At 43.0% G+C, this 18811-nt stretch carries 20 protein-coding genes; 6 read left to right on the forward strand and 14 right to left on the reverse strand.

Going from position 1 to position 18811, the window contains the following annotated elements; translation table 11 throughout:
* Positions 1 to 293 precede the first annotated feature (293 nt).
* Together FZ040_RS13115 and FZ040_RS13120 are read left to right on the forward strand one after the other, a co-directional pair.
* Positions 294 to 1061 carry a ParA family protein gene (locus FZ040_RS13115; RefSeq protein ID WP_255448899.1) on the forward strand — a complete coding sequence of 256 codons (768 nt, stop codon included), beginning with the start codon at positions 294 to 296 and terminating at the stop codon, positions 1059 to 1061.
* Entirely contained in the window at positions 1054 to 1407 is a 354-nt protein-coding gene (locus FZ040_RS13120; RefSeq protein WP_149172417.1) for a hypothetical protein, read from the forward strand. Before FZ040_RS13115 ends, FZ040_RS13120 begins: the two co-directional genes overlap by 8 nt.
* 317 nt (positions 1408 to 1724) lie before the next feature.
* Here FZ040_RS13120 and FZ040_RS13125 read toward each other — a convergent pair whose 3' ends face one another.
* The 3 genes from FZ040_RS13125 to FZ040_RS14280 all read right to left on the reverse strand — a co-directional run bounded on the left by FZ040_RS13125 (position 1725) and on the right by FZ040_RS14280 (position 3653).
* On the reverse strand, positions 1725 to 2009 hold the full coding sequence (locus FZ040_RS13125) for a helix-turn-helix domain-containing protein (RefSeq protein ID WP_149172418.1): 285 nt from the start codon (positions 2007 to 2009) through the stop codon (positions 1725 to 1727).
* A 371-nt stretch (positions 2010 to 2380) separates the two neighbouring features.
* Positions 2381 to 3277, reverse strand: coding sequence for an ArdC-like ssDNA-binding domain-containing protein (locus tag FZ040_RS13130; protein ID WP_187620350.1), 897 nt, complete (start codon positions 3275 to 3277; stop codon positions 2381 to 2383).
* 250 nt (positions 3278 to 3527) lie between these two features.
* Positions 3528 to 3653 carry a hypothetical protein gene (locus tag FZ040_RS14280; RefSeq protein ID WP_255448900.1) on the reverse strand — a complete coding sequence of 42 codons (126 nt, stop codon included), beginning with the start codon at positions 3651 to 3653 and terminating at the stop codon, positions 3528 to 3530.
* A 198-nt stretch (positions 3654 to 3851) separates the two neighbouring features.
* On the opposite strand from FZ040_RS14280, the gene FZ040_RS13140 reads away from it, so the two are divergent.
* Positions 3852 to 5126, forward strand: a complete 1275-nt coding sequence (locus tag FZ040_RS13140) for a hypothetical protein (protein WP_187620351.1) — start codon at positions 3852 to 3854, stop codon at positions 5124 to 5126.
* Between the two features lie 490 nt (positions 5127 to 5616).
* Here the strand turns inward: FZ040_RS13140 and mobF are convergent, their stop codons facing one another.
* The 8 genes from mobF to FZ040_RS13175 form a co-directional block, all read right to left on the reverse strand.
* Entirely contained in the window at positions 5617 to 8433 is a 2817-nt protein-coding gene (gene mobF / locus FZ040_RS13145) for a MobF family relaxase (RefSeq protein ID WP_149172420.1), read from the reverse strand.
* 15 nt (positions 8434 to 8448) lie between these two features.
* A complete protein-coding gene (locus tag FZ040_RS13150) occupies positions 8449 to 10347 on the reverse strand; it encodes a type IV secretion system DNA-binding domain-containing protein (protein ID WP_187620352.1) in 1899 nt (632 codons plus the stop codon).
* The gene (locus FZ040_RS14055) at positions 10340 to 10672 is read right to left on the reverse strand and encodes a hypothetical protein (protein ID WP_187620353.1); all 333 of its coding nucleotides are present in this window, start codon (positions 10670 to 10672) and stop codon (positions 10340 to 10342) included. The genes FZ040_RS13150 and FZ040_RS14055 overlap by 8 nt, the downstream gene beginning before the upstream one ends.
* A 201-nt stretch (positions 10673 to 10873) precedes the next feature.
* Positions 10874 to 11101, reverse strand: a complete 228-nt coding sequence (locus tag FZ040_RS13155) for a hypothetical protein (RefSeq protein WP_149172422.1) — start codon at positions 11099 to 11101, stop codon at positions 10874 to 10876.
* The gene (locus FZ040_RS13160; RefSeq protein WP_149172423.1) at positions 11055 to 11300 is read right to left on the reverse strand and encodes a hypothetical protein; all 246 of its coding nucleotides are present in this window, start codon (positions 11298 to 11300) and stop codon (positions 11055 to 11057) included. The genes FZ040_RS13155 and FZ040_RS13160 overlap by 47 nt, the downstream gene beginning before the upstream one ends.
* Positions 11297 to 12151 carry a hypothetical protein gene (locus FZ040_RS13165; protein ID WP_149172424.1) on the reverse strand — a complete coding sequence of 285 codons (855 nt, stop codon included), beginning with the start codon at positions 12149 to 12151 and terminating at the stop codon, positions 11297 to 11299. The genes FZ040_RS13160 and FZ040_RS13165 overlap by 4 nt, the downstream gene beginning before the upstream one ends.
* Positions 12152 to 12428: 277 nt before the next feature.
* On the reverse strand, positions 12429 to 12827 hold the full coding sequence (locus tag FZ040_RS13170; RefSeq protein WP_149172425.1) for a putative toxin-antitoxin system toxin component, PIN family: 399 nt from the start codon (positions 12825 to 12827) through the stop codon (positions 12429 to 12431).
* A 2-nt stretch (positions 12828 to 12829) separates the two neighbouring features.
* Positions 12830 to 13111: an AbrB/MazE/SpoVT family DNA-binding domain-containing protein gene (locus FZ040_RS13175; RefSeq protein ID WP_255448901.1), complete on the reverse strand. Its 282-nt coding sequence runs from the start codon at positions 13109 to 13111 to the stop codon at positions 12830 to 12832.
* A 389-nt stretch (positions 13112 to 13500) separates the two neighbouring features.
* Between FZ040_RS13175 and FZ040_RS13180 the strand changes: the two genes are divergently transcribed.
* Both FZ040_RS13180 and FZ040_RS13185 read left to right on the forward strand, forming a co-directional pair.
* The gene (locus tag FZ040_RS13180; protein ID WP_149172426.1) at positions 13501 to 13875 is read left to right on the forward strand and encodes a hypothetical protein; all 375 of its coding nucleotides are present in this window, start codon (positions 13501 to 13503) and stop codon (positions 13873 to 13875) included.
* A 176-nt stretch (positions 13876 to 14051) separates the two neighbouring features.
* Positions 14052 to 14594, forward strand: coding sequence for a type IV toxin-antitoxin system AbiEi family antitoxin domain-containing protein (locus FZ040_RS13185; protein ID WP_149172427.1), 543 nt, complete (start codon positions 14052 to 14054; stop codon positions 14592 to 14594).
* A gap of 157 nt (positions 14595 to 14751) precedes the next feature.
* On the opposite strand, the gene FZ040_RS13190 is transcribed toward FZ040_RS13185, so the two are convergent.
* The gene (locus tag FZ040_RS13190; RefSeq protein WP_187620354.1) at positions 14752 to 15651 is read right to left on the reverse strand and encodes a nucleotidyl transferase AbiEii/AbiGii toxin family protein; all 900 of its coding nucleotides are present in this window, start codon (positions 15649 to 15651) and stop codon (positions 14752 to 14754) included.
* Positions 15635 to 16261, reverse strand: a complete 627-nt coding sequence (locus FZ040_RS13195) for a DUF6088 family protein (protein WP_149172429.1) — start codon at positions 16259 to 16261, stop codon at positions 15635 to 15637. Before FZ040_RS13195 ends, FZ040_RS13190 begins: the two co-directional genes overlap by 17 nt.
* Positions 16262 to 16518: 257 nt before the next feature.
* Here FZ040_RS13195 and FZ040_RS13200 point away from each other — a divergent pair, with 257 nt between their 5' ends.
* Positions 16519 to 17163 (forward strand): recombinase family protein, encoded by a 645-nt coding sequence (locus FZ040_RS13200; RefSeq protein ID WP_149172430.1) that lies wholly within the window; start codon positions 16519 to 16521, stop codon positions 17161 to 17163.
* On the opposite strand, the gene FZ040_RS13205 is transcribed toward FZ040_RS13200, so the two are convergent.
* On the reverse strand, positions 17087 to 18805 hold the full coding sequence (locus FZ040_RS13205; RefSeq protein WP_149172431.1) for a hypothetical protein: 1719 nt from the start codon (positions 18803 to 18805) through the stop codon (positions 17087 to 17089). The genes FZ040_RS13200 and FZ040_RS13205 overlap by 77 nt on opposite strands.
* Between the last annotated feature and the right edge of the window lie 6 nt (positions 18806 to 18811).

Below are 18811 nucleotides of genomic sequence, written 5' to 3' on the forward strand. Positions count from 1 at the left end.
CAAAATCGTTCCGTATTGGCGTACGGAACGATTTTTTTTATTGCTTCCGGTACTTTATTTATCTGAAAACAGTTTAGCACACAGCAAAACTTCCGTCAATCCAAAAAAGCCCGTAAGACATTTGTAATACAGGGATTCTATACACTTTTAAACGTATATACTGTATATACGTTCTATACAGTTTTAGCGTATAGCATGTATATACGTTCTATACGGCAAAAACGTATAGCTTGTATATACATGCTGTACCGTGATATACTGTAATTACAAGGGTTTGAAGGAGATGAGGTTCTATGAACAAAGTAATCACTATTGCAAATCGCAAGGGTGGAATAGGTAAAACGACGACTACGGCCTCTATGGCTTCATATTTGAAGAAAAAAAATTTTCGCGTTTTGATGATAGATTTGGATTCACAGTGCAACTTATCCTCAAATGTCAATGCTGATGTAAAGGGTTTGACCATTTTGGATGTACTGCTCCGAAAGGGTCGCGCTTCCGAAGCTGTTCAATCAACTCCTATATGTGATATAATCCCCGGCAGTTTGGAATTAAATAAAATCAACGATGCTCTGGCCAATAAGACCGGCCGTGAATATCGCCTATTGGAAAGTCTCTTCGATATAAAGGATGACTATGATTATTGCATCATAGACACGCCGCCTGAACTGGCGCTGGCCACCACCAACGCCTTGACGGCCTCCGATCAGCTTATCATTCCCACCACAGCAGAAAGTTTCTCCTTGGATGGTATAGAGCAGCTTTATAACAGTGTCAAGGATGTCTGGTCTTACACCAATAAAGATTTACAAATAGCAGGCATCCTAATTACTCTTTATAATTCTCGTGCCGTTCTCTCAAAGGCTATGCGTAACGACTTGGAGAAAATTGCCTACAAAATAGATACCAAGTTGTATAGGACTACTATACGCCGTGGCATTGCCATTGCCGAAGCACAAACAAAAATGGTAGACCTGTTTACCTATGCAAAAAATAGCGATGTAGCCAAAGACTATGCAGCTTGGGTGGAAGAATACTTGGAGGATGAGAAAAATGCGTAAATCAGAAAAAGACTTCGAGCGCAAACCAAAATCGCGACTGGAACGAATAGCCGAAGAAGCCTCTTCCAATGAGCGCAAAACTGGTGTAGCCTCTATTGCTGGCAACCGTGTTACCCAGACTGAAGCACAACGTAAGAAGAAAATTACCACCGCCACAGTTTCCACCAACTTCCGACTTCCAAGAGACGTAAAAGAACAATGTGCCGCCTTGGCTTCCCTTAAACAAGTTACCTTAACGGAATTAGTCGTTCATGCAATGAAGATGCAGCTGAAAAGGAATGCGCCCCTGATCAATCAATTCACTAAATTCAACATCGACCCCAACAGCATAAAAGAAGACCTATAACATGCCAACAAAATGTATAGAACGTATATACAAGCTATACATTTACAGCTTTATATTATAAGGATGTTGAAAGTTTTTAGTTTAAAAAATAGTAGGTGGCTTTCTATTAGCCACCTACTATTTTATTACCATTCTAAGCTACCATGCTGAATCAGTAAAAAAAGTTGTCCTTGGACATGTTTTTTTTACTGACCAAAACAAAATTCGCGTATAGCTTGTATATACTGTATATACAAGCTATACGCGAATACCCATGAAATATAAGGGATTTCCATATGTTTAATCTCCCAAGTATGTCTTGACCCAAAGGGCAAAAATCAACGAAGAGAACATTCTATTCTTTTCCCCAGTGATGCTGCTGCCTTTACCAAAAAATCCAGAGAAGGATTATATGAGCCACTTTCAAAACGGCTGATATTAGACTTCTTCGTCCCCATGCGTTCCGCCATTTCGGCCTGTGTGATGTTCTGCTCTTGTCTAGCATTTATAAACTGTGCAATAATCTCATATCGTGGTTTCAGGCGTTCATATTCATTTTGATATTCTTTATCCTGCATTAAACGATCACGGATGTCCGAACCGCTAACACTTGCTTTACTCATCAGAATTTCCCCTTTGATAGAAGATGACAAAATATATAAACTCGCATAAGCCCATGTTATCTTATATGATAACATGGGCTTATAAGCGATTACAAGCATCATTAAGCGTATAGAATGTATATACTGTATATACATTCTATACGCTTGGCCCCTTTATTGATAAGGATATTTTATACTTTTAATTTTCTAAGTAAATCCCACTCAAAAGAAGCAATATTTCTCCAAATACACCCCAATGACCACCATTCTCCCCGCGCAAGCGGGGCGACTTGTGTCGCGGCCAGCGACACAAGTCGCCGGCATTTTTCCGCTAATTGTCAGACAATATGAGGAGGCAGCTGCATCCGCAGCCGCCTCCTCATATTTTTATATTATTCCCCTTCTCCCTCTTCCAGCTCCTCCCCTTGCGGAATATATCCGGCCATTTCAAACATATAATCAACCGCTTTCTGTGCGGCGTTTGCTCCATTGATAAGCCAATCAGGATTTTCCTGTAACTTCTGGCTCCAGCTCTGCAAATAAGCTGCCGTGTTGTCTTCCTGCTCCATGATGCCAAACTCCCGGCAAAGAAGCGCAGCTCCAAACTCTGCCACCACTTCCTCCTTGCTATACTTCACGGAACCAAAGCCATCCCCCAGCTCACGCCCCATAGCTTCTGCGGTGCTGTGTACGCATTCATGCAAAATCGTAGCAGCCCAGCTCTCTGTGGTCTTGTATTCCTCAACCGGGGCAGTATATACGGCATGTTCCTCCAGCCTATAAAATGCGGTTCCATGACGGCTTACCTGATTCACCTGCAACTTCGTGGCCTTAGCAAAAGCCTTTATAAAATCTTCCACCTTAGTATTATGGGGATTTTCGCGGGTCTTGAATTCTCGGCGAGGCTTCACGCCCTCCACCTGTTCCCCGACCTCAAAAACGCTGAACTTCTTCAAAAAACCATAAATATCATCTTCATCATCCCCCGACTCCGCTGGCCTGTGCTCCTTCTTGTTCCATACATTCCAATAAACAATAGGCAATGCCTTAGCTCCCTTCTTTATATGTCCCCCGGCCTCCTGCGCCTGATTGAAGGTCATATATTCCTGCGTGCCTCCACCAAGGAACATAAGCAAAAGCAGGTTTATTCCCCGGTAACGCTTGCAAGTCTTGAAGTTTATGGGGAAAAACTCACCATTCAGCAGCCCCTTGTCCCATGGCAACCGCTTATCAGTAGCGATTTTCTCCGTGATGAGCTTTACAAGTTCCTCTTTAATATCCTTTTTCATGACACATTCTCCTTCCGAGGCGGTTTTTCCGAACCCCCTGCTGCGTTTTTCTTTTTTTTGATGGCCGGAAGGTATCGCGCCCGGAGGGAATCCGCAAGACTGCGCAGCACCGCGAAGCGGCTTGGCCTTGCGGACGGAAGGAGGGTGTGATAGGCTTGCCCCCGGCAAAAAAAAGATAGATTTAGATGCTTTTGGCTTTCCCGCACAGGGAAAGCTACCATGATTGTGCCGCCTGCTGATCGCGGCGCAATCAAAAGTAACTAAGCCCATCCAGCTCCTGGCCTACGAGCTGGATGGGCGCAAACGAAACCTTCCCCCGGCCCCGTCCGGCTACCAACGTAAAGCGCAAGGTCTCCCGCCTGCCTTGCGCTGCCAAGGGCAACGACCTCCCGCGTTAGGGATTGAAGCCCGAAGGGTGGAGACAGCCAAGCTGGCTCCATTCACGAAAGCCCGACCCGAAGGGGAACGCCATAATCACCTACATATATAAAAATACACATCAGCACCATTTTTATTGAATAAAACATAAGAAATGCTATAATATATGTATAAATACAACGTGAGGAGGGGAAATATGAAAAAATATCAAGTTGCAGAGGTTTTTCGCCCTAATACCATGCCGTCATACACGTATATCAATAGACAAGAGAAGCGTGGAACCACTTACGAGACAAAACTAAAACGTGCCCTGCAAAAAGTAGGCAGCCTGATAGCCATTTCAGGTGGCTCCAAAACAGGAAAGACCGTCCTTTATCGTAAGGTAGTGCCGGAAGACAAACTTATAGAACTAAGCGGCGCACAGATAAACTCTGTGGAAGACTTCTGGCAGCAAATCGCCGAAAACCTGCGCATCCCTGATGAACTTTCCATGGCATACTCCTCCCAAGAAAATAAAAGCGGTAAGGTTGCAGCTAATGGCAAAACCTCCATTTGGGCTATGATAACAGCAACCTTGTCCGGGGAATTCAGCAAAGGCACCAATCAGGGGGAAACCATCACCCAAAAAATCATGAGAAACAATACCTTGGTGCTGAAAGCCCTCATAGCAGGGGATTTTGTTCTCGTAATTGATGATTTCCATTACATCAACCTCGAAACACAGCTTTACTTGTCCAGAATCCTAAAGGCAGAGCTATTCAATGGCCTAAAGGTTATCCTCTTAACCCTACCTCACCGTGCTGATGATGCCATCAAACGAAATCCCGACCTCATAGGCCGCACGGTATTCATCAACCTTCTTCCTTGGACAAAAGAAGAACTGGAGCAGATAGCCCGCAAGGGATTTGATTTACTGAAAATCCCCGTACCTGATGAGCAGATAGCACATATAGTACGGGAAAGTGCTCTGTCTCCCCAGCTTATGCAGGAAAACTGCTATAATCTGGCCATACGCATAAAAGAAGAACACGAAGAAGTTTCTATGGATGCAGTACATAGAGCCTTTGGCGATACCGTAGAAGCCTACCAGCATTACAAAGAAAATGTGCAGCGTATGTGCGAAGGACCGGCCAAGGGAAGAAGCCGCCGCAAGGAATACCACCTAAAAGACGGGCGACATTGCGATACATACGGTCTGTTCCTGCTTAGCCTAAGCATAGACCCGCCAATGATGAAGCTGACGGCCTCTGAAATACATGAACGCATGACAGAAATCCTTGCAGATGGTGAGGCTGCCCCTAATGGCATGAACCTGGCCAACGTGGTCAAGCACAGCGAAAGCATCATCAAATCATCTGTACCAGCTTTGGACACCTTGGAATGGCAAAACAGCACGCTCTATATCCTTGATCCATTTTTGCTTTTCTACCTTCGCTGGGATGAAGAATGGAAGCAGGATGCCATAAAATGAATTGACGAGCCATCACAAGCATGATGGCTCCTATTTTGTGCAATCAAAAAAGGCAGGTATTATCATCCTGCCTCGAAAACTAAATGCAAATCACCAATTTAGATTAAAAATCTAAATCCCATTATAATTACTGAGTTTAAGCGTATAGATTGTATATACATTCTATACGCTTTTCCCGTATATATCGTATATACAATCTATACATATACACTTTACTGAATTGGGTCTTCTCTACCTTGCTATATCACTCTTTTTGATTTTGATATACTTTTTTCAAAATATATTTAAGTGATAACACACACAAACCGACTTAGTGTGTGTTATCACTTAAATATCACAAATCATCATCAAAAACATAAAGTAAATCAGCAATTTTATTCTAAAATCACACCACCCCTTTATTTATATAGCGAATCACGTACAGCGTGTATATACAATCTATACGGAAAAACTGTATAGAACATATATACACGATATACAATACTAAAATCTAAATTTCCAATTCTGCACCTTTTTGCTTGCTTGCCACCTTTTCGCTTTGCTTATCCTGTTGGACTTGCCTTATTGTCTCCTGCAACCCATGATGAGCCATTTTAGCAGCCTTTGATAGATCCGATATACCACGTTCCAGTTTCTTGGCACCAATGCCCGCCAAGGAAACGGCTTTGCCGGATAATGACATGGCCATCTGCAAAGGCTTTCCCACCACGGGAACAAGCCCCGCCAGTTCCCCAGCCATTTGCAAACTCTTGGCCGGGGAAAATACTGCCCGGCTCCCCATCCCCTCCAAAGCAGGTAGCCCCTTTCCTGCTGCCTTTTGAAAACGGCCTGTCTCCTTATCAAAGGTAAAATCCTTGGAGGTCAGCTTCTGGGCAAACTTGGAAATCTGCGGCTCCAGCTTCTCCCGGCTGTCAATATACAGCTTGGATTCCAGCTTGGCTCTGGACAAATCTACATAATAAGCGTTCCGGCTATTCAGCAGCATGTCCTTGGAACTCATATTGATAAGCGCACGTTTTACGGTCATCCCCTGCGACTTGAATGTTGTTAAACAATAACCATGCTCAATCCAGCGATATTGCCCAAGGTCAAACTGCACCAGCTTTCCCTCTCCGCAATCAACCGTAAAACGCTCCCCCTCAATGCCCTTAATAACGCCTTTCGTGCCGTTCATCACGCCAAGCTTCAAATCATTTTGCAAAAATACGATTTTGTCGCCAGCTGCAAACTCCCGCGCCACAGTTGGCTTGCCCTTGTCAGCTTCTACCTGAAACACCTTGCCTTTATCCAGCTGGCCATTTTTTACCAGCCCTTCCCGGATTTGCCGGTTTAATGCCGTCCTATCTGCGTTTTTAGCTGATAGGACAACCGTTTTTCGCTGTTCCTCCGGCGACAACTTCAAATAGTCCTTCACAATGGCCTTTAGCCGTGCCTTGCCCGTCTTAATTTCCCGCGTATCCTTGGCAATCAGATCCAGTGAATTATTAACCTTGCCCAGCACGGCCTCCTTGACCGAAGCCAAAAGCCGCTCATCCTTCTGCCTTTGGATATTGTCCAGTTTAATGGAAGACAGTCTCCCCTCCCGGATAGCCTCGGTAAAAGCAGCCCCGGTGCCAACCGGCTGCAGCTGCGATGGATCACCCACCATGACCAGCTTATCCCCGCGCCGCTCTACCATTTCCACTACATAGGAAAGCGTATTATTGTCCGTAAGTGAAGCCTCGTCCATAAACCATACCGTAGGCTTGGCCGATTTTTGCAGGCCATCAAAGTTCCATGAAGTCTTTTGGGAATAATCCTCCCCCTTAATAGCATTGCCCGCCTGTTTCTCGGCCTCATTCAAGATACGGTGAATTGTCCCGCATCTGGCCGCGCCATCTGTGGTCATCCCTTCCAAATGAGCATCGGCAGCCAATTCCTGCGCCGCCTGTCCGCTGGCACTCATGCCCCGGACTTCAAAGCCGTTGCGCTCCAGCACCTCACGGCAGACATTCAAGGAAAAGGACTTGCCGACACCAGCCAGCCCTTCCACACCCAAAATCCTGTCCTTGGATTCTGCCACATGGAAAACCATACTCTGCTGCTGCGGATGCAGCTTAAAGCCATTTTCCCGGCAAACTTCCTGTAAGGTATGCGTGGCCTTGCTATGCTGGATACCCAGCCCCCGGCCTTTCCCCCGCTCAATACTGGCAAAGATTTTCTGTTCCCGGTCAATGTTTGCCTGTGTGGTCAGATAGACCTTTCCCAAGTCTTTGCCCTTTAGATGGGCAGACAATAGCTGCCTGTCATAATCAATGAGATTTTCGGCCTCGGCTCTCGTCATCCCCGTGGTAACACCATAGGACAATACCGTATTTACCATTTCTTCCTTCGTCCATGCAAATTCCCGAAGCTCCATGGCCTTCCGGGCTTCACCGTATGCCATTAACCGTGTTGCTGCCGAAGGTGCCTTTACCTCCGGCATTTTTTCCGGCAAATCCTGCAAGGCTTCCCGCTCCTGCTTCCAAGCGGTGCGAAGTTCCTCTATATTTAAGTGCTCCTTGGCTCGCCGGGTCTCAATAGTGACCTCTTGGGCTGCCTTTGCCCCGCTTTCCCCGGTCTCCTGCAATGCCCTCTCTATCTGCTGCCTACGCTTGGAAAAATGCTGTATGGTTTCCGGCTTGAAGCCGGACAGCTCAAAAAAGCCCTTTTCTGCATCGGTAATTTCCACGGCATAGCCCCGCTCTTGCAGCTCCGTGGCCAGACGGGCACGGTATTCTGTGCCATACACCTTCTGAATATGGTAAAGGGGCTGGCCATCCACGGCATAATCCTTGCCTTGATACTCTGTCCTGTTCATGATGACACAATGGGTATGCAGCTGCGGGTCAACCTCCCGGCTGATATTATGCTCAAAACAGGCACAAACCATCTTGCCCGTGTGAACGTGTTCCGTAATACCACCGCTAGTAATCCGCGCCCCTATCTCCCGCCGTTCGATTTGCTCCAACGTAGCCTTTACCGCCGCCTGATGCGCGGCCAACATATCCGCATGTTGGGCAGAATTACCCGTTTCCGACATAATGGAGACAGATTTCGGTGCTGAAAAGGTTAAATCATAGGCCGCGCACTTCTCTGATCCAGAATTATTGAGCATGAGCTGAAACTGCTCGGCCTGAACCTGCTGCCCGGAAGTCAATCCCGCTTCCTCACATAGAGAACCCCGCCAATAATCCTGCGCGGTCTGGTCACGGGTATAATAGTTCTCCTCGGCCTTGGTATAGTAATTTCCACCCATAGCAGGGGAAACAGTTGCCACACTTAACATAAACCTACCCCCTTATCAATAAATAAGCGTGTCCTCGTCTGGCTCCATAGCTTCATCCGGCTCATCATCCGTAACAGGCTCCAGCTCCGGCTCCTTTTCCTTATGAATTACGGAAAGCGCCCGGCCAGCAATCATTTCCGCTTCCATATCCTCAAATTCCCGGTTGACGGTCTTATAACGGTCAGCCTCCAAGAACTGCACCTGTGCAATTTCCCCCTCAAAGTCCGGGAAGGAAACAATGGCCTGCCCCGTTGCTTGCCGTTCTATCTGGCTGGGCAAAAAAAGCGTGTCCTGCATGAGCTTCCGGCTCTCATTGGTGCCTTGCCTATCGTCCCCTTTGCCGAAAATCCCCGCCGAACTTGCATTTTTGCCCTGCTCCCGGCGGTATACTTCCTGCGTTCCGTAAGACTTGGAAAGATACTCTGCATCCGTCGGGTCAGGCATAGCAAAGACAAACTTTGTCTTTGTATTGGCAAAAATAGCGTGTGCTGCTTCTCGTCCATAGGTTTCTACCACCTGCTCAAAGGACTGCGTAGCCAGCACCACGGAAACACCCTTTGACCGTGCCTGTGTCAGCAGATATTCCAAAGTAGACAGCCGGGGAAGGGCTGCCAGCTCGTCAAAAACAAACATAACTCGCGTGGTATGGCTGCCATCATCCGGGAACTGATGCACCTCCCGGCCACAGAAATCAATCAGCAAAGTAATCAACTTGGCAAAGGCTGCATCATTCTTCCCTGCGCTGCTAAGGAACAAAGAGGAATCATCATGGGGATCATTTATCCAGTCCACCACCGACCAGCTGCCCTCTATACCGTTCAAACAAACAAGGTCTTGCATGGTAGTGGTATAGTTCATCATGGCCGACATGGCCGTTTTAGATGTAGGGTCTTGGATAATACTGTACCCCGTCCGCAGGCCCGGCGGCAAAGTCTGAAAGGCTGCCGCTATCTCTTTAAGCGGCTTATTATTGAACTCATACAAATCCTGCATGGTGGCTTTGTTGTTCAAAAAGCACCAACACATAGCCGACATAAAAATTCTTGCCGCTGCATCATCCCACAGCGTTTCCCGCTTGCCCTTGGTGGGAAAAAGAATCTTGGCCATCATCTGAAGGTCAGCAGGTATATTATCAAACGTACCACGCTGGGGGAAATTCACCTCATTGAACAGGCTCCAATGTACCGTCCGGCGATCAAAGGGGTTGAATAAAATATCTTTCCCCACCTTGCCAAACTTGCTGAAAAACTCGCCTTTACGGTCAGCATAAATAATCTTGATGCCCTTGTTGCGCGCCCTGATGCCGCCAATAACATTCAAGAGAACTTGTGATTTACCCGTTCCCGTGGCACCCATAACAAAGATATGCCCCCGACACCTTTTATCCGAAATCAATAGATCACCCGCGGTAGTGGGCAAAGTACAGATAACATCCTTTACCCATTTACGACTATCCTCTACCAGCTTTTTAGAACTTACCAGCCTTGCCCCGCGAACATAATCATCATCTTTTAGCTTCTTCTCGGCGTGAATATTGGCCGTTCCGCTCCTGCCCATAATCAAAAATCCCATGGCACCAATCCATGATAAAACTGCATAAACAGGGAACACCCGGTACACCCAAGAATCTGCATACTTATCAACGACAGCCACATACTGCATGGCCGGAACCTTCAAAACTTCCGCTCCGGGCGTTTGCCATTCCATAGGCAGGGCAAACATCCACCTTCCCAAATCAATGTTTAGCCAGCCAGCATAAGTGACAAAAGCATATTTCACCATACTCCAAAAACGCGGCTCCGCTAGGGAGCCGCGCTGATTATAAAGCACTGCACCTGCGTAGTACAGCCCCAGCATAATCACCAGAGGCAGCACAAAACGCAGCATCAATTTTTTCTTTACTTCATCAGTCATGAGCAGCCACCACCTCATTAAAGATACCATCATGAATCTTCTGTAACTTATCAACGGCCTCCGGCCTCTGGTAACTGAATAGGTTAGCCGATACCGATGAAGAAAAACGAACATGCTTCGTAAGCTCCATCAGGAGCGCCATCATTTCCTTATTGGCCGAAAACACCTCATTCTTGAAGGATTGAAACGCATCCGCATTGACGGAAGGAAAAAGCAATTCCCGTACCAGCGTAGACACCGTTACCTTCCTAGCCTTGGCCTCTTTCTGCAACATATCAAATTGTTCTTCCGTCACTCGAAGCGAAACGCATCTATCATTTGCCACTTTTTGCCCTCCAATCTGCGTAAACAGCCTAAAGCCTTGCCATACAAGGCTTTACAGGCTGTAACTCCTTCATTTTGTATTACATACGTTTACAAATCGTAAACGCCCCCAGGCCAAGCCCTGTAAGGGCTGGCGACCGCGAAGCGGTTGCAGGGGTGTGAAGAAAAATTGCAGCATAGCTGCAATTTTTCTCTAGGTTAATTAGCCTCCATAATTCCAACTACTTGCCTCTTCTACGCCTTTACATATCTGCTCTAAAAAGTCAGCCACACCTAAATACCGGGTTACTTTGAAATTCTTATTCGGGTCTGATAGTTTCACCATAACCTCATGATTACAACACCATGAAATACCTTCCACCTGCTGCTCATGGTTCTGCTTATCAAAGAGCCATTGCAGTTTCTCTATGCAGTTGTCCGTTTCCGTCATTCTTCTTTCCTCCCTTCACTTCATCATCAATAATGGCATGTTCTTCCAACCAGCTTTTAACACCAGCAAGCTCACATTCTCCCGTAAGCTCCTGCATATATGCTCCAATCAGACTTTTCTCCTTTTCCTCTGCTGCTGCAATTTTCCTAGCAAGTTCAGCCTGTTTAGCCTTCAAATCAGATAAAGATAAACGCTTCATTCTGCAACCTCCCTATTATTGGCACCTATCAAATCTCTACGATTGACATTGTCACACAACATATCCAGCAAATCATAAAAACCATCATAACTATTTATCTTAAAGTTTTTTGATGAATCGGAAAGCTCAACATTGACCACGCCACCCATAGAATAAACCTTCTCAATCTGGATGCCATGCTGTGCCTTATCCAAAAGCCAGCATAGTTTTTCCAGCAATTTTGCTTCCTTGGCTTTATCTGCATTAAGTTTCTCCTGAGAAATATGCTCCCGGATAACCTCATTTTCAATCTCCTTCAAGATGTCTACGGCCTCGCCTCTGGAGAACTCCCTATTGTTTTCAGAAAGGTAAATAGCCAGACTTATTACCTTGTACATGATTTTCTCATCATAAACCTTGCTCCAACATGACAGAATTTGCTCTGACAGTGAAACCGGGTCTATGGTTTCATATATAGGTTCCTCTGGACATAAATCCTTTAGCCTATAATAAGCATCCCGCATAATCTCCATCGTGGCATTAGCTCTATTATCCTCTCTCATTTCCGGCCTATCAAAAATAGTCCCAGTATAATGAGAAAGTATATACTGCAATATGTCCGACTTCTTGATATGATAATCCCCCAGCCAGTCCACCCCTCTGTACAATGACTGCCTTATTTCCTTCTGCCCAACATTTTCCAGCTGCAACAAGGCATGTGCCTCTGTCTTTAATACCATAGAAAACTGAGGCAAATACCCATAATAGATGCCATTGTTACAGATTTGTGCCACAGTAGCGCTTTTATTCTTCGTCTTCTCATTGATATACATGTCTACTTGTGGCTCCGTCTTAAATAACCTGTTTGCCAACTTAAGCCCTCCTATCTTTTATATATAAATTTATATCAAACCTTATATAAATTTATATATATTCTATCCCCACCCATCTTTGAAGTCAATTAAATTAACATTAAAAATTTGACAATTAGACCAATCATACTGATTTCCCTTACTATTACAAGTTTATCAACGTCAGGCATCAAAAAATAACACAATCTTGCAAGTACAAAAAAGCAACGCCTCGAAAGACGTTGCCAAATACCGTAAACCAACCAGCAGATTAACAAAAGCTAGCCCATATCATATATTACTGTTCTAAAAAATCGGTTGCATTCAATATTTTAGGATTAACGATTCCAGATTCAAGGAAATCCTTATCTCCAGTCAATACTACATCAACCTTGGCCGCTACTGCAGCACGCATAATCGCGCGATCATTTACATCACGAATCTTTTTTTCTTGCTCAACTTCCTCTTCAGGAATTTGAACTAATTCCACGGACTGCATGGCCAGAGACAAAAATTTTTCCATTGCCTCAATCTTTTTAGGAAATTTACGATTAAATATCCGCCGTAGCTCATCAACGTTTTGCGTACAAATTACCCCGCGATTAGGATATGATACCGCCTTAACGTATGCTTTGAAAGGGGTTCCATGCCCAATAATTGAAGATATCAATATATTTGTATCTATCAGTATACGCATGGTCACTCGCCCTCACTGCGAATTTCTCTTACGATGTCATTGACATCATCCTCAGATGCAATGCCGGCCTTTTCACCTTCGCCTGCCATTTCTGCCTGAATCATCTGCATAGCATATACCGCAGAATTTACCATTCGTACAGAACCATGCTCAACAATAAATGTAACCCTGCTTCCATTATCAAGGCCAAGAACAGTGCGAACATCCTTAGGTATGGTAACCTGCCCTTTAGCCATAACCTTTGCATTATCAATGAACGTATCTGGAACATTTACAGCCATCATAACAAAAACCTCCTTATCTAGGGAAAGTAGGGAATATCCTACTTTTATTATATCATAGCATGAATTTTTCCGATATGCGATTTTAGATTTTGGCTAATAGTATTCTCCAGCAAGATTTATATGAACTAAAAGAGCGGAAAGCAACACTTAGCTACCTTCCACTCTCACAAGTAGACGATATTCTAAATTTAAGCCCCGTCGCCTACGGAGGCCATACATCAAAGTCCATCATATTCTGCCCGTAATGGCCGGGGAGTATCTCTACTCACATACAATGCTATCATAAAATCACCATTTTTCAATATTAAGTTATGTTCCACGTAACTTGTATCCTTTTTTAGAATATGGTATACTTAAATCAAAGCAGTATTATATAAGGAGAAAAACGTATGAGAAACGGGCATTATACAGCAGGTGACATCAAGGACTTGACGATTGTTCCTGCCAATAAGAAAAAAGACATTGTTCAGACTGCCTATGGTAGAGTGGACGGCGTTCTAATATGGAGTAACGGATTTGATATTGCCATCGGTGAGTTGAGCCAGAAGAAAAGCTATAATCGCATTGATAAAATTCCTGCCAAGTATCAAATGGTCGCCGAGATAATACGCAAGAAGGCCAACGGACGAGGCGGCAAACGCTTGGGCGCCGGACGGCCTAAAACTGTTGGCATACTGGATGAGAAAAAGACCAGATCCTTCAAACTCACTGAATATGAGTACATGAAGGTCAAAGAATATATATCAGAGCTTAGAAAAAAGTAAACCTAAATCAAATTAAAAATTGTGCAAGCACCTGTTGCACAATTTCGTTTTCTGATCAAACGCAAAAGCAAACGTATTTTTTGCGTTTGCTTTGCTACTAATCGTATAATTTAAGTAATTATCGGTAAAATTATATACTTTCCCGACAATTACTTAATTAAAAGGATGTGTTTCAGATGTTGCTTGACTATGCTGACTGTGTATTACAGTTCGCCAATGCCTATCAAATTAGCCAAGCTCTCCATAACAAACGCCTTTTCCGCATTGAGCGAGGTATATATTCCACCACACCCCATGTGTCAGAATTGGCCATTATACAAAAGAAGTACTCCAAGGCCATATTCACTATGGAAAGTGCATTTTACTATCATGGCCTGACAACTGACATCCCAGACCTATATCACATTGCCACTCCCGCCAAATCGGCACGTCTCCGAGATACCCGCATCCGACAGATGTTCGTAGCTGACAATATATTTAGACTGGGACAAGTTGAGCAGATGCAGGAAGGGACAACCATCCATATCTATAATAAGGAACGTATGCTCATAGAGCTTTTACGCTACAAGGATAAGCTGCCCTATGATTACTACAAGGAAATCTTGCGCCACTACCGTAAAAATATCAACCAACTGGACATTGAACAGATCCAAGAATACGCAAACATCTTTCCCAAAAGCGCACTACTATGGAAAAGATTGAATGATGAGGTATTTTGATTACAGTATACCTTTTTCGAAATATACTAATTTTCAACACACAAAAAGGCCACTCCCGAAGGAGCAGCCCCTTGCCCGGAGGCCACATAGCGCCAACTACGCAGCCACATGGAAAATATGCAAATCAATCTTACCTGCATTATATCACAATAAAATATCAAAACATACTACCGCTGGCAATTTTCTTCAATGCTATGATTGCTTCATCATAGGTCATTGGCTCGCCCAGCAGATTGCGTGTGAGCTTCTCATAGTCATGGCGATAGGCTTCCTTGGCTATAATCTCATGCAACAAATCAGGAATGTTTATCGTCATATCCGCAGAAGGGCAATTACTCATAGACTGCCTAACTTTGCGCACATCTGCTACAAGACGCTTAAAAATATCATCCTGCGGTACTAGGGGCAGGAGCTTGGTTATATCGTACAGATGCCGGGAGTGTCTTTCTGTCTGGCCTTCGAGATAATAGTCACAAACGGCAAATATCTTGTCTACGAAAGTCCTAGCAATGCTCTGCACTTTCATTTCAAAGGGATGCAGCTCATACTTACTAACCAGATCCGGAGCTTCATCCCTGATGGCCTCTGCAACTAGGCTTTCTATGGGCATATTCTGCACCGGTTCGGCCAAAGCCATGAGCGGCGTTTCTACTATGACGGATGGCATAATGGCTGATGGATAGCCCTTAGCTGGATAGGCCATGATATAGCGATTGAACTGCCTGCGGCTTCGTGTCGCTTCAAGATTTTGGATGGTCAGTCCCAGCTTGTCAGCAGCTTCAACAATACTGTTTTTCAGCTTCTTCTTTTCGCCCTGAGTAAGATTCCTATCTGAGGCAAGGTCTATATCTTCAGAAAAACGTTTGATAACTTTATGAGCCTTAGAAAGCGAGGTTCCTCCCTTGAAAACTATGTAGGGAAGTTGCATAGCAAGTTCTCGCAAAAGTATCGTTACATAGTAGTCCTTTTCAACAATAGCCTCTGGCACGCCCAGTTTTTGCGCCGCTTGCGTTATAACAGCCGCAAAAACATTGGCCTCTTCATGCAGATACGCCATATAGTAACCCCATTTCATACATATTCTTGAATATCTTTACTGGATAATAGCTGAGATATTGTTCCATGCTGGAAAAGTTCATTGCTACCCGTCCAAAATAATCCTTAAATCTTTGACGGGCTTCCGCTTGCTCTATCTCTGAATACCTATCTACATCTGCCAGCAAATCAAGGATTTGCAACACCAGAAAGTTCTGCTTAGTGATAGTGCAGCGAGGCTGACGCAGGATAATCTCCTGCTGCCCAAGCCTAATCCGGCGTTCTTTGGTAGTTGCCTTGTTGGAGACTACTGTGCAAGACATTGGCACCTGTGTGGTCAGGCCAAACTGATTGGCAAAGTTCTGGCCACTAATATAGCCGCATCTTTGGCCCTTGTCTGACAGGTATCTGCGCTCTATGACCTTATCGCTGGAAAGAAGCGCACCAGTAGGAAAGATGCTGGTGTCTGGAATATAGTATATGCCTTTATCAAAACGGCGCAGTTGGCCTTTTTCTACAAGCCTTGACATAGCCTGTCGCAGCATTGCTGGTTTCATATCCTTATATGATACATCGGCTAGAAAAATTGGCTCTCCCTGCCCATATGCTTTTACTAAGAAATCATACAACATAAACTTTCACCACCTTCTAACAAAATAGAAAAATGATATTTCTATTTTGTATTATATCATATAAAGCTCATGTTGAGTATATGGATTTTTCTCCCTGCCTTGATTATCTATTTGATTATAGTATATCTTTTTCAAAACTAACGGCATAAAAACCGCTGGTTCCAAAACTTACAAGTATTGACACCTACAGACAGGGAGCATAGAATCAAGGCATATAGAGCTGTCAAAACTTATGGTCATAAATTGGAGGAAAAATCATGCGTTATGGATATGCCCGTGTATCTACCCGTGGACAGGTAAAAGGGAACAGTCTTGCAGAACAACGCCAGCAGCTCATGGATAGCGGCTGTGAGGAAGTCATAGAGGAACAATACACCGGGACAACCACGGAACGGCCACAACTAGATGCCTTGCTGACACGCCTCAATGCCGGAGATACGTTGATGGTTACTAAATTAGACAGGTTGGCCAGGTCTGCCATGGATGGTGCCAATCTCATAAAGGATCTAACAGATAGAAACATCCGGGTAAATATCCTCAACATGGGAGAGGTGGATGAGCGCCCACAAGGCAGGCTCATGCTCCACATACTGCTGGCCTTTGCAGAGTTTGAACGGGATATGATTGTGGAAAGGACACAGGCAGGGAAAGCCATTGCCAGAACAAAAGCTGGTTTTAGGGAAGGACGACCTCCCATTGCCCAAGAACGAAAAGATACAGCTGTTCGCCTAATTTTACAGGATAAGCACAGTTACAAACAAGTAGCAATGGAAACTGGCCTCAGTAAATCAACCATTTTCCGTGCTGTACAAAAAGCTAAATCAATCATGCCACACGTTCTATCATTGACTTTATTATATTTTGAACTTGTCCATTACACATTTTTAAATAGCATGATTTAATTTTTAATTCCATATTTTTTTTATCTATATGGAGTGAATCATTATACAACGGCGCTAATAAATAAAATTCAAAAGGAATATCAACACCATTTTCTTCAGCAAATCTTATTTTTTTGTCAGTTCTATGCATTTCTATGATTTCTTTTTTATATTTTTCATCAAAATTATCGTATAGATATTTTTCAATTATGATACGTATTGCAGCAACGACCTTCAATGGATCAAATACATTATTTAAACAACACTTATCAATATTGTCTTTTAAGTCTTTATAAAAATCATTTTTACTTACTAATCCATCTTCAGTTTCTAGAGATTCTTCTTCTGGATAGTAATGAATAAATGCCTTTTCAAAAATGACTATATCCTCATCACTTTTCCTTATATTTCTATCAATCAAAAACTGTAGTAGCGTAGAATCAACTTCTTGACTAGGTACAGACTCTAAATAATGAACCCTTTGCTTCTTCAAATAATAGTTTTTAAACATAACAGGATCTAAATGTGTTAATATGATTGGGAATAATATGCGACCACTTTCTTTTACTCTATCAATAAATTTTTGAAGGTAGAATTGAACTGCCAACATATTTGCACCATCTAAATAATCAAATACTTCATCAATTATCAATATTCCATATTTATAATTAAAATCTAACTCATATTTTTTTAAATTACCAATAAATGATAGTACATCACGTTCCCCATTAGACATATCATTCGCTGTTCCAAAATTTATCTCTAATACTCCCTTTTTCTCTACACATTTTATATTTTTGTTTGTCGTATCAAATAGTTTCAAATCTTCATTTATATCATCTTTTATTTTTTTATACTTCATGAACTTTATGTATTTTTTTATAGCCTCCTTATTGGAATTATAAAAATCAAACATTTGCGCTACCTTATATATCAATTCTTTTGACTCTACAAACGAACCATTCTTTTCTAATTTATTTATAAAATGTGCTGTTGTAAATATAATTTCATTATCATATGCATTTTTAGCGTTTTCCAGTGTAGGATTATTTAAAAATTGATTAATTTTTGTTTTTACCCTAACACCATTAGATTTTCCTAATGTATCAATATTATCTGATAACATTTCCCAAAATGAAAAATTGTCAAAATAATTATTGTAATTAATCAACATTGTATGTTTTATGTCAATAGAATGTGCATACTTCTTTACAGAGTAATCAATTTTTACACTTTTTACTACCTTGCATACTTCTATTGTCTTTACTCTTATATCTGCACTTTTAGTACTAAATCCTCCAATTCTCTTAGAGGTATCTTTTGCATAAATTGGTGATTTTATAACACTAACATAAATTTTATTTTTATAAAAATCATTACGCGATTCATTTGCAATAAATATCCCTTTCTTTTCACCATCCATTTCGACTGTAATTCTAGGTTCCTTACTGGGGTCTTTATAAAATCTATCTTTTTCATCCAAATTTATTCTAGTGTTTTTTAATGCCTCAAATGCAGTAGACATTGTACTTTTACCAAATCCGTTATGTGCAACTAATATATTAGCATAATTAGCAATAACCCCATTATTAAATTTATCAAACTTCATTTCTTTTCGACCTTTTATATTTTCAATTACAATTTTTTTAATTACATTTACCATATATTA

This window comes from Pseudoselenomonas ruminis (genome assembly GCF_008271295.1).
GTDB classification, from domain to species: Bacteria; Bacillota; Negativicutes; order Selenomonadales; family Selenomonadaceae; genus Selenomonas_A; species Selenomonas_A ruminis.